Below are 14644 nucleotides of genomic sequence, written 5' to 3' on the forward strand. Positions count from 1 at the left end.
TGAGCCCTTTCCAAATCATTTCAACATTGCCTTTAAGAATCTCGCTGTATGCGAAACCTTATTTTTCACAACTTCTTCAGGTGTCCCTTCGGCAATAATCATACCGCCACCTGCACCACCTTCAGGACCCAAATCAATAATCCAATCGGCAGTTTTAATTACATCTAAATTATGCTCAATCACCACAATGGTATTTCCCTTATTGCGAAGCTCATGAAGAATATCGAGTAACTTCGCAATATCGTGGAAATGTAAACCTGTCGTTGGTTCATCGAGCACATATAAGGTTTTACCCGTATCACGTTTCGCAAGCTCACGTGCTAATTTCACACGTTGCGCTTCACCACCTGAAAGGGTAGTTGCAGATTGACCTAAACGGATATAACCTAAACCAACTTGATTCAATGTTTCTAAACGACGGTGAATTACAGGAATTGCATCAAAGAAATGCATTGCATCTTCAACGGTCATTTCCAAAACATCAGAAATGTTTTTGCCTTTATAGCCAACTTCCAAAGTTTCACGGTTATAGCGTTTACCATGACAAGCATCACAAGGCACATACATATCGGGTAAGAAGTGCATGGCTACTTTAATCATGCCATCACCTTCACAGGCTTCACAACGACCACCCTTTACATTAAACGAGAAACGACCTGCTGCATAACCACGTGCTTTCGCTTCAGGGGTTTGGGCAAATAATTCACGAATTGGTGTAAACAAACCTGTATAAGTTGCAGGGTTTGAACGAGGTGTACGACCAATTGGACTTTGGTCAATATCGACTACTTTATCTAAAAATTGCAGACCATCGATAGAATCGAATTTTTCCGCAGTTAGCGTTGTTGCACCATTCAATTGCGTTGCCGCAAGTGGTAAAAGTGTACGGTTAATTAAGGTTGATTTCCCCGAACCTGAAACACCAGTTACACAGGTCATAATGCCTAAAGGAATGGTTAAATCGACATTTTTTAAGTTATGACCTGCTGCACCCATCAGCTTAATTTGTTCTTCAGGTTTTGGCGGTTGTACACGAACTTTGGGTACTTCAATTTTTAACTTGCCAGATAAATATTGCCCCGTAAGCGATTTTGGATTTGCCAAAATTTCATCGTAAGTTCCTTCGGCAATCACATGACCACCGTGAATACCTGCACCAGGACCAATATCAATAATATGATCGGCAGCACGAATCGCATCTTCATCGTGTTCAACCACTAACACGGTGTTGCCTAAATCACGTAAACGAACAAGTGTTTCTAACAAACGGTCATTATCACGTTGATGCAAACCAATAGACGGTTCATCGAGCACGTACATTACGCCCATTAAGCCTGCACCAATTTGCGAAGCCAAACGAATACGCTGTGCTTCACCACCTGAAAGCGTTTCGGCAGAACGTGAAAGGCTTAAATAGTTCAAACCAACAGATACTAAAAAGTGCAAACGCTCACGAATTTCTTTGAAAATTTTATCGCCAATTTCGCCTTTAGCACCTTCAAGCTGAACATCTTGATAATAGTTTTCAGCATCACCAATCGACATTTTTGTAATTTGGGCGATGGTTTTATCTAAAATTTTTACATTACGTGAGATTTCGTTTAAACGTGAACCATCACAAACGTCACAAGCTGCATTCGATAAATACTGTGCTAAATCTTCACGGACATAATTACTTTCAGTTTCACGATAACGACGTTCTAAATGAGGCAAAATTCCTTCAAAAGCTTGTACACGTTTATGTGAGCGACCACGCTCATCGATATAACTTAAATCGACTTTGTCTTTGCCTGTGCCATATAAAAATTTCTTTTTAGTATCTGCATCAAGTTCATTCCAAGGCGTATCTACAGAAAAACCAAAATGATCTGCAACTTTTTGAATCATGCTGTAGTAGTAGGGGCGTTGTCTGTCCCAACCACGAATTGCACCTTGGCTAATAGAAACTTCAGGGTTTGGAATAAGTTTTTCAGCACTAAAATGGCTGCGTGTACCTAAGCCATCACAGGTTGGGCAAGCACCAAATGGATTGTTAAACGAGAACAAGCGTGGCTCTAGTTCGCCAACGGCACGGTCACATTCAGGGCATGAATGTTTTGCAGAGAAAGTACGATCTGCTTGCTCGCCTTTCATCCAAGATAAAATGGCAATATCGCCACCTAAACGGAGTGCTGTTTCAAAGCTTTCTGCAATTCGGTTGCCTAAATCATCACGGACTTTAAAGCGGTCTACTACAACTTCAATAGTGTGTTTTTTCTTTTTATCGAGTTCTGGAATAGGGTCAATGTCCATGACTTCGCCATCGACACGTGCGCGAACAAAACCTTGGCTTTGTAATTGTTCAAATAAATTGCTGTATTCACCTTTACGATCTCGCACCACAGGTGCAAGTAACATCAGTGCTGTACCTTCTTCAAGCGCTTTTACTGCATCGACCATTTCTGAAATGGTTTGAGCAACCATGGGTAAGTCATGTTCAGGACAAAAAGGCGTACCTACACGGGCATATAAAAGACGCAAATAGTCATAAATTTCTGTAATTGTTCCCACCGTAGAACGAGGGTTATGACTTGTCGATTTTTGCTCAATGGCAATGGCAGGGCTTAAACCTTCAATAGAATCTACTTCAGGTTTTTCCATTTGAGATAAGAATTGACGTGCGTATGCAGATAAAGATTCTACATAACGACGTTGACCTTCGGCATATAAAGTATCGAATGCTAAAGATGATTTTCCTGAGCCTGAAAGTCCCGTGATTACCACAAACTTGTCACGTGGAATATCGAGTGACACATTTTTTAAATTATGGGTGCGCGCGCCTCGAATACGGATATGACTTTGACTCATAAATACTTCTCAAAAAGGGTACGTGAATAAGGGTATATGATAGCGCATGAAAAATGTTCAAGTGCAAAATAAAGTAATTAAAACGTCAATTTATGACGGTGATTGTTTTAAATCTGACATAAATAAAAGCACAGTATAAAACTGTGCTAGAAAAAGGCTGAAAATTGCAAAAATTAAGCGATATCACATAAACCTGAATATGGTCGTTCAAAGATAGATTCGATTTCTTCAAAAGACTGTGTTTTGGCTTGTTGGGTTTTACTAAATGAATATTGAATGACTAAACGCTCAAGTTGAGATAAAAAATGCTCATATTTTTCTGTGAAGTTTTCGATATCTAAAAAATCAAAATTTAACTTAGGGTTACAGTTATATTGTCCAATAAAATTTAACATTAAGTCTTGAATTCTACGGTTGGTAAAATAAATTAAATATGTTGCGGCAGAGCCACAATGTAAACAGCCTTGGTTTAAGTAAATTTCATCATTTTCAAACCAGCACTGTCGCAATGTAATCATGGCGCGCATGGCTTCTGTACCTTGCGTTTCAATTGTCATATAGCTAACCCCAAAACCAAATAAACGATAATGATTATCATTTATAATATTAAAGTAAGCATAATTACAAGTTATAAAAGTGTAATTTTAACGATTGAAATGACAAATTCTATTTAGTTTAAAGATGCTGGTTTTTTATTCTTTAGATATTTGCTATCTCCAAAATTTAGAAAATTTGTCGTGAGTTATATCGTGTTATTTGCGTGGAAAAAATTAACCATCATTTACTCGTTTTAGTAACAGAACTTTCTTGTCGTAATTTTCTAAGCACCATTGATGTTTTTTCAGAATTTTTTCATTTACTAAATTCGCATGATGCTCAAATTCATAAAAACCAAATTTTTGATAAAAGTTTTTAAGATTTTCGAATGGTAAACAATAGATGGCTTTAAGATACTTTTGCTGAGCAAGATCAACTAAATAACTCACAAGCTCGTTTGCCAAAGATAAGCCTCGAAATTCATCTAGTATATAAATCCCTCCAATTTCGACTTCTTGTTTGTTTAGATAAACAATTCGACCAACACCAGCAAGCTTATCGTTATACGTTACGATTGCAATAATTTCATTGTCTAACGAGCTTGGTACAAAATCTATTTTTTGATATTGAGCATTAACCCATTCGAGATCGTTTGCAGTTGCTAATTGTATTGCCACGTTTATTCCATTGAATTAAATCAGTTTTGGATTAGATCACATGTTTATAAAGAGCACTATATTGAAATATATGGTTTATTTAATATCGTGTCGATTATGTGTAAAAATGAAAAGCATCGAATTAAAGCATTTCACTAAAATTAGAACTTTTTTTCATTTAGCTGTGAGAGTTCCGCATCTATTAAAATAAAAATCCGTATTTCGTTATACTATTGAAAAAGGAATTTGTGAAAAATAAATTATGTTTGGTTTGTTTTTAAAGTGCGTACTCGGTGCTGCTGTTGTCTTAATTATTGCAGTTTTGTCTAAAAGCAAAGCATTCTATATAGCAGGCTTAGTTCCTTTATTTCCTACATTTGCGCTTATTGCACATGTCATAGTTTCACAACAGCAAGGGGCAGAAGCTCTACAAAAAACCGCACTTTTTGGCTTATGGTCGCTTATTCCATATTTCATCTATTTATTTATGGTGTATGTACTAGCAACTAAAATGTCGATGTGGTCGTGTTTGGGACTTGCGACTTTGTGTTGGGTGGTGGCTGCGGCAGGCTTAATTTATGGTTGGCAGTTGTATCATCAGTAAATTTAAATTTTATTTAAATAAAGATTTTCATTGTGAGGGAATCTTTCCATTGAGCTTATATAGGTGAGGAGCTCATTGGCTACTTTTGTAACGGCAAAAGTAGCCAAAACCTTTCGTCATCCACTGAACTCGTCAAAAATAAATATTTTTCAGAACAGTCGCAGAAACGGAGTTTTTTAAATACCTGTTTGCCTCGAACAGCAGTGGATGACTTTGTCGCGTATCAATAAAAAAGCTCAGGTTTGTTTTTGCTATTAAGCATCTAAACCATTCCATTGTCTTTGATGGTAAGCACCATCCCAGAATAACCACTCAAGTTGTGCAGCACGTGTATAAGCCTGATGCATTTTCTCAAGCGTATCAGCATCAGCACGTTCAGCAATTGCATCTACAGTTTCAATGACTTTTTGTACGGCTTCGTGGAAGTCATCGCTTGCGTAAGTATCAATCCAGGCTTGGTATGGATTATTTTTGACAGATTTATTAACAATATCTTTACCTACTTCTGCATAAATCCAGAAACAAGGAAGTAAAGATGCTAAAACAACAGGATAGCTTTCAGCCCAAGCCGTTGCTTGTAAAAATGAAGTGTAATGATGGCAAGCAAGCGTAAGCGGAGTAGTTTCAAAATTTTCCGCAGAAATTTTAAATTGATCTAAAAATTCATTGTGCATTTCACGTTCAAACACAATCGCAAGTTTTGCCGCTTCAGAGAATTGAATAATTTCTTCTGCGCTAAATGCTTTTGCCGCACATACCGCAAGCGAGCGACCATAAGCGACTAAGTAGTGAGCATCTTGAATGACATAATGACAAAATGCGTCTTTATTTAAAGTACCTTGAGCAAGTTCTTGGTTAAAAGGGTGTTGCAGTGTTTTTTGATATAAATCTAAATTTCGTGACCAAACATCTTGTGAAAAGCTCATTTCAAATCCTATTTAGAGCATGTTGATATTGTTGAGCTTAATATAACAATTGTGCGTAGCAATCGTGTTGAAGAAGTATAAATATTTACATGGTTTCAAAAAATAATATGAAGGTTTTTGATTAATGAAAAAAAAGGATCATAATTGAGCAAAGTTAAATCAGTGAAGACTAGACTTACTTGATGATCTTCCACGGTAAAAACTATACAAAACAAGCCAACTACAGATATGTGAAATGTCTAAAACAGAAAATAAAAGTAAATTTTGTGCTGTATAATTTTACCAAATTTTTAATATTTAAATTATTTAAGGTCGTTTTACCATGTTGAAACATTTTGGTTTCTCTATTTTCTTTACGATCGTATGTTTAGCGATATCGGCATATTGGGGTTATACCCATGGACCAGAAGCTGGCATACAGACCATGCTTACAGCTTTAACAGTAACAGCAATTCTAGCCATTATGGAAGTGTCTTTATCTTTCGATAATGCTGTTGTAAATGCCTCAGTCCTACGCAATTGGGATCATTTTTGGAAAATGCTCTTTTTAACTGTGGGTATTTTGGTTGCTGTTTTTGGTATGCGCTTAATTTTCCCAGTTGCTATTGTTGCAGTAACAGCGGACATGGGTTTTGTAGAAGTCGTTCAATTGGCATTGAATGATCCAAAGACCTATTCGCAACGATTAATGGATCATCATCCTGAAATTGCTGCATTTGGTGGATCATTCTTATTGTTAGTATTTTTAAACTTCTTTTTAGATGAAGGTAAAGATACACATTGGTTTAAATGGTTTGAACGTCGTTTATCAAATTTAGCAAATGTTCCTGCAATGTCTGTTTTTGTTGCACTTATTGCTTTACTTGTTATGGCTGCAAATGTAGATGAAGCCAAGCGTTTAGTGGTGACAATGGCGGGTATCTGGGGCATTGTGGTTTACATTGGTGTTCAAGTACTGAGTCATTTATTGGGTGGTGAGCCTGAAGTTGATGAAGATGGCAATAGTGTAGATAAAAACGGTAATGTTGTTCCCGGTGGTGTAGTTAAAGCGGGTATTGGTGGTTTCCTTTATTTAGAAGTATTAGATGCGTCATTTAGTTTTGATGGTGTAATTGGTGCTTTTGCCATTACTTCAGATGTTGTTATTATTATGCTAGGTCTTGCAATTGGTGCAATGTTTGTACGTTCTATGACTATTTACTTAGTCGATAAAGGGACTTTAGATGCGTACATTTACTTAGAGCATGGTGCACATTATGCAATTGGTGCTTTAGCATTTATTATGATTGCAAGTGGTACAGGCTTACATGTTCCAGAAGTTGTTACGGGCTTAATTGGTGTAGCATTTATTGTTTGGGCTGTTGTGGCATCTATTCAATATAATAAACGACAAATGACATAACTTCTTTGTGATTAAGTTGTTGAGAAGCGTAACGTAAGTTGCGCTTTTTTGTTTTTTTAGATGGTGATCATCTATATTTAAAATAAAATATATGCCGAGATTTGCACCAAATGTCCTATAATCTTCCACAGAAATTAACGAGTTTTAACGACCTATGATGAATGCCCTAGAACGTCGCTCAACCTTTGCTTTAAGTAGTATTTTTGCCTTACGCATGTTGGGACTGTTCATGATCATCCCTGTATTTTCAGTGGTAGGTCAGGCTTATGAAGGGGCAACACCTGCACTGATTGGTTTAGCAGTGGGGGTTTATGGTTTAACTCAAGCTATTTTACAAATTCCATTTAGCCTTATTGCAGACCGCTATAGCCGCAAACCTTTAATTGTGTTTGGACTGTTACTTTTTGCTGTAGGTGGTGCAATTGCGGCAATGTCAGACACAATTTATGGTGTGATTGTTGGTCGTGCTATTGCTGGTGGTGGGGCAGTTTCAGCAGTGGTTATGGCTTTACTTGCAGATGTAACGCGTGAAGAACAGCGCTCTAAAGCCATGGCATTCATGGGTATGAGCATTGGCTTATCTTTTGTTGTGGCTTTTAGTTTAGGTCCTTGGTTAACGAGTTTAGTTGGCATTTCGGGCTTATTCTGGGTCACAACAATTATGGGATTGCTTGCCATTTCAATGCTATTTCTTGTGCCAAAAGTGAAGCGTCATCATAAAAACTTTCAGCAAGGTTATTTTGTACAGTTGAAAGAAGTGCTGAGAATGAAAGATTTGAATCGCTTACACGTTTCAGTTTTTTCATTACATTTGCTACTTACCTCTATGTTTATATATGTGCCTTTACAGCTCATTAACTATGCAAAAATTCCGCTTTCTAGTCATGGTTTAGTTTATTTACCATTATTAGTTATAAGTCTCTTTTTTGCATTTCCAAGCATTATTTTGGCGGAAAAATATCGCAAAATGCGAGGTATTTTCCTGACAGCCATTGTTGGAATTATTTTGGGCTTAATCTTTATGATATTTGGATTTGAATCTAAATACATTTTGCTTTTAGGTTTAGGATTATTCTTTATTGCATTTAATGTTATGGAGGCTTTATTGCCTTCATGGTTGTCAAAATCTGCGCCTATTCAGTCTAAAGCAACGGCTATGGGGGTAAATGCAAGTGGTCAATTTTTAGGTGCATTTTGTGGTGGTATTTTGGGTGGTCAATTGATCATGTTAAATAACACTGCAATGGGATGGGGCATATTAACGACAATTGCAATTGTTTGGTTAATCATTAGTTTTGGTTTATCGCAACCTCGTTATTTATCATCTTTGGTATTGAGATTGCCTGATACCAAACAAACAGATGAATGGACTTCTCAATTATTGGCAATTCGTGGTATTGAAGAAGTCTTAGTGATGCCCGATCAACAAGTTGCTTATGTAAAAGTTGATAAATTGCAGATAGATGATGCTGCACGACAACATTTAACGCACTTGTTAGGTAAAGAGGTAGTCATTTAATGAGAACTCTTATAAAGTAAAACATAGAATTGAATAGGAAGATAACAGCAAATGCGCGGCGTAAATAAAGTAATCTTAGTTGGTACTTTGGGTAAAGACCCTGAAACAAAAACATTTCCAAATGGTGGATCGTTAACTCAGTTTTCTATCGCTACAAGCGAGTCTTGGACAGATAAAAGCTCTGGTGAGCGTAAAGAACAAACTGAATGGCACCGTATTGTATTACATAACCGTTTAGGTGAAATTGCACAGCAATATTTACGTAAAGGTTCTAAGGTTTATATCGAAGGTTCACTACGTACACGTCAATGGACAGATCAAAGTGGTCAAGAGCGTTACACGACTGAAATTCGTGGCGAACAAATGCAAATGTTAGATTCTGCAAATCGTCAGCAACAAAGTGGTGATTCTCAAGACGGTTTTGCTCAACCACGTTTTAACAATAATCAAGGTGGTGGTAATAGCTACGGTAATCAAGGTGGTTACGGTGGTCAGCAAGCGGGTGGTTATAATAACCAACAGCAAGCACCTCAAGGTAATTATGGAAACAATGTTAATCAAGGTTTCCAAGCACCTAAGCCACAACAAGCTGCTAAGCCAATGGCGACAGCACCTTCAGATTTAGATGATGATTTACCATTTTGACATATACCTAAGTAATTTGTTAAGTTGTTATAAATTAATTTAGTTATTAATATGTAAAATCAAACACTTAAGATAAGAAAAAGCTTCTTTTATTTTGTAAATAAGAGAAGCTTTTTTACTTATTTCCCTCAACCATTTCATTAATTGACAATATGGAGAATGGCTTTCACCTATTTTAACAAGTGTGCCAAAAGCATCAAAAATAATGACTTTAGGTTGATAGGACATAGTATTTTAACTGTCTTTGCAATAACTCATATTTAGTTTAGACATTCACCAAGAAATAATCTTATTTCAGGTGGTGTTTCAAAAATTATGCTGATAAAAAACAGGTTGGCTTTTGATAGAATAGTGAGATGCAAATAACATTAGAACTCAAATGTCCGACCTGTCTAAGTGACAGTATAAAGAAAAATGGCTTCAAGCTATATGGCAAGCAAAACTATCAATGGTGCAACTCAGGTATTACCGGCAAGATATTACATTTAATGGTCAGAAGAAGCGGTGTAAGAAATATTGCTGAAGTTGAGCGTATCAGTATGGGCAAGGTATTACGAACCTTAAGCGAGTTGACCTATTAGATTCAGCTGAAGCAAAGCCACTACGAATGTCTTGAAGTAGATGAGTTTTGGGCTTTTTTAGGGAATAAAAAAAATAAACAATGGCTTATTTATGCATATCATCGAGAAACAGGAGAGATTGTTGCTAATATTGGGGGCAAAAGGGATTTAGCTACGGTCCAACGGCTTAAAGCTAAGCTTAAAAAATTAGGTGCTGAATATACTCGAATTACGAGTGATTTATGGGACAGTTTTGTCACTGCTTTTAAAAATTATAAGCAATCGATTGGTAAATTCTTTACTGTAGGTATTGAGGGTAATAATTGCAGAATCAGACATCGGATTAGGTATGTGTTTAGGAGGAGCTGTAATTTTTCGAAAAAGTTAGAACACTACTTTAAGACTTTTGATTTAACCTTCTTCTACATCAATAAAGGCTGCATTTAATCCTACATACTTTTTTAAACACAGCCTAAAACGATAATAAAGGCTTATAACTTTCTACTTTTAACCTCAATTAATAATGGGGGTATTACCTATTCAATTCTAAAAATTACAACTTTTAGGATGAATATGGATACTATTCATGTTTGTGTCTACTGTATTTTGCATTTTAGATTTTTAGTTATCTCTTATAACGCCTTATTTAGAGGTTTATAGGAGAATGTCTATTGTTATAAATGGTAAGGTTTAGCTTTTTACTTATACTTTTTATTCATATGGATTTTAAAAATGATAATTAATTGGCATAAAGGGTCAAGTAATAAGTTTTAAACCACTAAAAATATGTTATTAAAAAATAAAATGAATTAAAAAAAACCAATCAAATTAATCTGATTTATATCCTATTTATTGAATTATTCAATCATTTTGATCATCTAATCTCATAGGGCGAATGCTTGTATCAGATGATATTTCTTGTAAAATTTTTAACCAGTGAACATATATGACTCACTTTATACAGGTTATAAATTTCTCCCACGCTTGTATTTTTTTATCAAAGTTATTGTTCACTAAATTTAAAAAACTTTTTATGAGTGTATTTTCACTCATGAGTTTTATATCTCCTATTTTTATATATCTCCTGTTTTGTATAGGTATGCGTATTATCGGAATATTCTAAATAATTTTTGTTTATCAATAGTTTGAATTGTAATAATTCAAGCTAATGGATTACTTTACTCAATTTTTAGGATATCCCCATATTTTTGCACTTACAGAACTAAGTAGCTTCAAGGGTTATTCCGATGAAACCATCTTCTTTAGTTGTTCATGGCTTTAAATTAACGACTTTATCCTTGTCTTTAATGTCAACAATGACTATGGCTACTCCAATTAGTCTTACAACAAGCAAAGAGCAAATCAAAGATCAAAATATTGAAGTAACAACTCATAATTTTGCAATATATACAGAAGGTGCTAATGCACTTTCTGTTGTAGATTTATTAGTGGAAAACTCTAATATTAAATCAGGTCTTACATCAATTTTTATTGATAAAAGAAAGATGACAGATCCTGTAGGCAATACCAATGTTGTTGTTAATAATTCAAACATTACTGTAAATAATGCAGATGGTGATGGAATATATGTGGCGCCTGTTGGTCAGGGTAATGTAAACATCACTACAGATGATAAGACTGTTATTAATATTAAAGGACAGGGAAGTAGTAGCTTTGGTATTGCTGTTCAAGCCGACAAAGGCATGACAGGAAATATTACAGTTGATAATGCTGCAACGATTAATACCAATACAACGACTGGTTCAAATAATAGCGGTTTGTTTTTACAAAGCGGTGGATTTATTGATGGTGATGTGACGTATACAAATAGAGGTAAATTAACGATTTTACCTGGTTCACATGGTATTCATCTTAGCGTACGAGAAAATGTAACGGGAAATATTTCTGCCATTAATACAGGTGAAATTATTACCGATCCTGCTAAAAATCAGTTTTCTAGTGCAGGTATTTTTATTGAAGAAAGAGCTAATGTTGCAAACCCTGCGAATATTATCAATGCAGGAACTATATCTGGTTTTGCATCGGGAATTTTATCTAAGGCAAATAAAGGTGTGACTGCAAGCACCAATGTTGTGTTAGAAAATGGTTCTGTAATTGAAAATAATACGTATGGTATTAATAGTACAGGTCTAGAAAATACGAATATCATAGTTGAAAAAGGTGCATCTTTAGGTGCATTAAATACGGCTATTTATTTAAATAATGAAACGAATAATCAAACTTCTGGAAACGCCACAGCAACGATTCATAATGAAGGTGAAATTACTTCAGAATCGGGTAAATTAGTTGCGGCAACTGCCAATAATAATAGTGAAATAGCGCTAAATAACCAAGGTTCAATGGTTGGTTATGTTGAGTTACTTGGCACAGGAAATACTCAAGTTGAAAACGCGGGTATTTGGGATATGTCGGGTTATAAGAGTGTTTTTGGTAAGAATAACTCGTTAGTTAATACAGGCAACTTAGTTACAGCCAATGATAGTGCATTTGCTCAAAATAGTATTTTTGAAAATGTTGGTACTTTCATTAATGCTGGTAATATTATTTTAGAAAATAATAGACTGGGTGATATTACTGAAATTAAAGGTAATTACATTGGAAATGCTGGAACAATAAAGTTAGATACAATTCTAGAAGATGATAATTCTGCAACAGATAAATTGATTATTACTGGTGCTGCTACAGGTTCAACTACTGTTCAAGTAAATAATGTTGGCGGTGTAGGAACTGCGACATCTAAAGGTATTCTAATTATTGAAACAGGTTCTTCAGAATCTAATAAAACTTTTTCTTTAAAAGCTAATTATATCTCTGCTGGTTCTTATGACTATGGTTTGTATCTGGAAAATGAAGAAAATGCAGATAATTGGTATTTAAGAAATTATTTAGTAAATAATATACCTGAAGTACCTAAAGGACAAGAAGCATCAACACCAGTATATCTCCCTGTATATACACCAGATGTTGGGTCTTATTTAGCTATAGAAACAATGACGAATACTCTATTTACCTTAAGATTGGAAGATCGTGAAGGTGCAAGTCAATATCAAACGCTAGACGATAAAGAAAAAGCAAATGTATGGGTTCGTGCTTATGGTGGTTATAACGAATTCGACAGCATGGGCAACCAATTAAAAACAGAAGGTAATAGTTTTGTGACTCAAATTGGTTCAGGTTTGGTTTCTTTAGGTGAAGAAGATCAGTTTAATTTAGGTGCTATGGCTGGTTTTGCACGCTATGACAGTAAAACACGTTCTGAGTTAACGGGTCGACAATCTAAGGCTAAAATTGATGGTTATAGCGTAGGTTTATATGGTACTTGGTATGCTCATCCTGTAGAAAAACGTGGTGCGTATATTGATAGCTGGATTCAATGGAATAAGTTCAATAACAAAATTGATTCTGCAGACAAAAATCTTTATAACTATGATTCATCTGGTATTACCGCTTCTATTGAAGCTGGCGGTGATTACTTGCTGAATAAAGATGGTAAAAAAGATTGGTGGATTCAACCTCAAGCACAATTGATTTATCAAGGTGTACATGCAGATGATTTTACAGATGCTCAAGGAACCAATATTTATAATGGTTCAGATAATCTACAAGCACGTTTAGGTTTTAAAACTTACTTAGAGATTCCAACAAGCAAAACTAGCTTAACAAGTTATAGACCATTTTTAGCTTTGAACTATATTCATAATACTGCGCCGTATTCGGTTGTTATTGATGATGTTCGTTATGCAAACGAAAGTTCAAAAGACTTAGGTGAAATTAAAGTAGGTATTGAAGGGCATATTTCTAAAAATAGCCAAGTTTGGATTAATGCTTCATACGTTGGTGGTGGTCATAGTAATAACACTTACCAAGGTAATATTGGTTGGAAATATAATTTCTAAGTCATAAGTTTATTATTTAAAGATAAAAGGCACCTAAAAAAGGTGTCTTTTATTTTCATAAGCTTTGTTTGTCTGTATAAAAAGTCCCTTATTTAGGGGCTTTTTTACATCAAACTATTAGGCGATAAATTAACAGCAATGAGTTTTCCAAGTCAGGTAAATGAGATCCATGCACACGTAGCAGTTTTGAATAAATTTACAAAATTAGGTCGCCCTCATATCCAAGCTGTCTCTTAAATTTAGTTCATTTAGGAGAGCCTAGCTTTTTAAATCTTTATGTAAAAAGCTATTTTTAATCTATTTAATAGATATATCGGTTAACATTAAATTTCACATAAATTTATATATTGATTATATTTAATAAGATATTTTATTTTGGTGTATATATCCGTTTTAACTTTTAAAAATTAAGCCGTATTAAAAAAACCCTTTGATCTATCAAAGGTTTTTTTATTTTGTGAAAATGTAAAAAATCTATTATAAATACAGCATAAAACACGAATAATTATTTTTTGGGGAAATTAAATTGAAAAAATATATTGCGATATCGGTTCTGATGTTTACGACAACATGTTATGCAGCAACAACAGAAAATTGGGTCAAAGTCAGTACAGACGAATATGGTGAAACTTTTGTAAATTCAAACCATGTAAAACGTGTGGCAGGATATCCATCTGTTGTGGAATATGGCTATAAATATATTTATAAATATGGTGTGCCATCTTTGCAAATTGCACCAAAAGGCTATATTCAAGCTATACATCAAATTAATTGTAAAGAGCAGACAAAAGCGACCATTATGAGTCAGCGTTTTAAGCCGAATGGTAAAGCGATAGATACAGATACCCCCTTTTCAACAGTCTATTTTGAACCTATTTATGATTCTCATACAAATCTTATGAAAGTGTACAAATATGTCTGTAAGGCAAAAAAATCTTAATGCTGTATTAGTATCAATTTTTAGATCTTTATTTTTTAATATAAAAAGAGCATCAATATAGATGCTCTTTTTATTTATTTACTTATTCATT

10 protein-coding genes and 3 pseudogenes are annotated in these 14644 nt (G+C 34.8%); 8 read left to right on the forward strand and 5 right to left on the reverse strand.

Going from position 1 to position 14644, the window contains the following annotated elements:
• Positions 1-15: 15 nt before the first annotated feature.
• The 3 genes from uvrA to AC5YDH_RS04640 form a co-directional block, all read right to left on the reverse strand.
• Positions 16-2847, reverse strand: coding sequence for an excinuclease ABC subunit UvrA (gene uvrA / locus AC5YDH_RS04630; RefSeq protein WP_496117207.1), 2832 nt, complete (start codon positions 2845-2847; stop codon positions 16-18).
• Between the two features lie 173 nt (positions 2848-3020).
• Positions 3021-3404 (reverse strand): hypothetical protein, encoded by a 384-nt coding sequence (locus tag AC5YDH_RS04635; protein ID WP_496117209.1) that lies wholly within the window; start codon positions 3402-3404, stop codon positions 3021-3023.
• Between the two features lie 213 nt (positions 3405-3617).
• Positions 3618-4061: a GNAT family N-acetyltransferase gene (locus tag AC5YDH_RS04640; protein ID WP_496117211.1), complete on the reverse strand. Its 444-nt coding sequence runs from the start codon at positions 4059-4061 to the stop codon at positions 3618-3620.
• A 241-nt stretch (positions 4062-4302) separates the two neighbouring features.
• On the opposite strand from AC5YDH_RS04640, the gene AC5YDH_RS04645 reads away from it, so the two are divergent.
• Positions 4303-4644: a GlpM family protein gene (locus AC5YDH_RS04645; RefSeq protein WP_311917960.1), complete on the forward strand. Its 342-nt coding sequence runs from the start codon at positions 4303-4305 to the stop codon at positions 4642-4644.
• A 254-nt stretch (positions 4645-4898) separates the two neighbouring features.
• Here AC5YDH_RS04645 and tenA read toward each other — a convergent pair whose 3' ends face one another.
• Positions 4899-5570: a thiaminase II gene (tenA, locus tag AC5YDH_RS04650; protein WP_496117213.1), complete on the reverse strand. Its 672-nt coding sequence runs from the start codon at positions 5568-5570 to the stop codon at positions 4899-4901.
• A gap of 322 nt (positions 5571-5892) precedes the next feature.
• Between tenA and AC5YDH_RS04655 the strand changes: the two genes are divergently transcribed.
• From AC5YDH_RS04655 to ssb, 3 genes are all read left to right on the forward strand, one after another.
• Positions 5893-6972: a DUF475 domain-containing protein gene (locus AC5YDH_RS04655; protein WP_496117215.1), complete on the forward strand. Its 1080-nt coding sequence runs from the start codon at positions 5893-5895 to the stop codon at positions 6970-6972.
• Between the two features lie 154 nt (positions 6973-7126).
• Positions 7127-8491 carry an MFS transporter gene (locus tag AC5YDH_RS04660; protein ID WP_496117217.1) on the forward strand — a complete coding sequence of 455 codons (1365 nt, stop codon included), beginning with the start codon at positions 7127-7129 and terminating at the stop codon, positions 8489-8491.
• Between the two features lie 51 nt (positions 8492-8542).
• Entirely contained in the window at positions 8543-9136 is a 594-nt protein-coding gene (gene ssb / locus AC5YDH_RS04665; RefSeq protein ID WP_496117219.1) for a single-stranded DNA-binding protein, read from the forward strand.
• 111 nt (positions 9137-9247) lie between these two features.
• Here the strand turns inward: ssb and AC5YDH_RS04670 are convergent.
• Positions 9248-9364: pseudogene (locus tag AC5YDH_RS04670) on the reverse strand (HAD family hydrolase); the annotation flags it as partial.
• A gap of 128 nt (positions 9365-9492) precedes the next feature.
• Between AC5YDH_RS04670 and AC5YDH_RS04675 the strand changes: the two are divergent.
• The 4 genes and pseudogenes from AC5YDH_RS04675 to AC5YDH_RS04690 all read left to right on the forward strand — a co-directional run bounded on the left by AC5YDH_RS04675 (position 9493) and on the right by AC5YDH_RS04690 (position 14553).
• Positions 9493-10143, forward strand: a pseudogene (locus AC5YDH_RS04675) (IS1 family transposase).
• Positions 10144-10943: 800 nt separating this feature from the next.
• Positions 10944-13613 (forward strand): autotransporter family protein, encoded by a 2670-nt coding sequence (locus AC5YDH_RS04680; protein ID WP_496117220.1) that lies wholly within the window; start codon positions 10944-10946, stop codon positions 13611-13613.
• 108 nt (positions 13614-13721) lie between these two features.
• Positions 13722-13850, forward strand: a pseudogene (locus tag AC5YDH_RS04685) (IS5/IS1182 family transposase); the annotation flags it as partial.
• A gap of 289 nt (positions 13851-14139) precedes the next feature.
• Positions 14140-14553, forward strand: a complete 414-nt coding sequence (locus tag AC5YDH_RS04690) for a hypothetical protein (protein WP_496117222.1) — start codon at positions 14140-14142, stop codon at positions 14551-14553.
• Positions 14554-14644: the final 91 nt, after the last annotated feature.

The sequence above is a fragment of the Acinetobacter sp. FY683 genome (assembly GCF_059515885.1).

Excerpts from the sequence above, each read along its gene's own strand:
- AC5YDH_RS04660 (WP_496117217.1), top strand. The coding sequence starts at position 7,127 with ATGATGAATGCCCTAGAACGTCGCTCAACCTTTGCTTTAAGTAGTATT.
- ssb (WP_496117219.1), top strand. The coding sequence starts at position 8,543 with ATGCGCGGCGTAAATAAAGTAATCTTAGTTGGTACTTTGGGTAAAGAC.
- tenA (WP_496117213.1), bottom strand. The coding sequence starts at position 5,570 with ATGAGCTTTTCACAAGATGTTTGGTCACGAAATTTAGATTTATATCAA.
- AC5YDH_RS04635 (WP_496117209.1), bottom strand. The coding sequence starts at position 3,404 with ATGACAATTGAAACGCAAGGTACAGAAGCCATGCGCGCCATGATTACA.
- AC5YDH_RS04655 (WP_496117215.1), top strand. The coding sequence starts at position 5,893 with ATGTTGAAACATTTTGGTTTCTCTATTTTCTTTACGATCGTATGTTTA.
- uvrA (WP_496117207.1), bottom strand. The coding sequence starts at position 2,847 with ATGAGTCAAAGTCATATCCGTATTCGAGGCGCGCGCACCCATAATTTA.
- AC5YDH_RS04680 (WP_496117220.1), top strand. The coding sequence starts at position 10,944 with ATGAAACCATCTTCTTTAGTTGTTCATGGCTTTAAATTAACGACTTTA.
- AC5YDH_RS04645 (WP_311917960.1), top strand. The coding sequence starts at position 4,303 with ATGTTTGGTTTGTTTTTAAAGTGCGTACTCGGTGCTGCTGTTGTCTTA.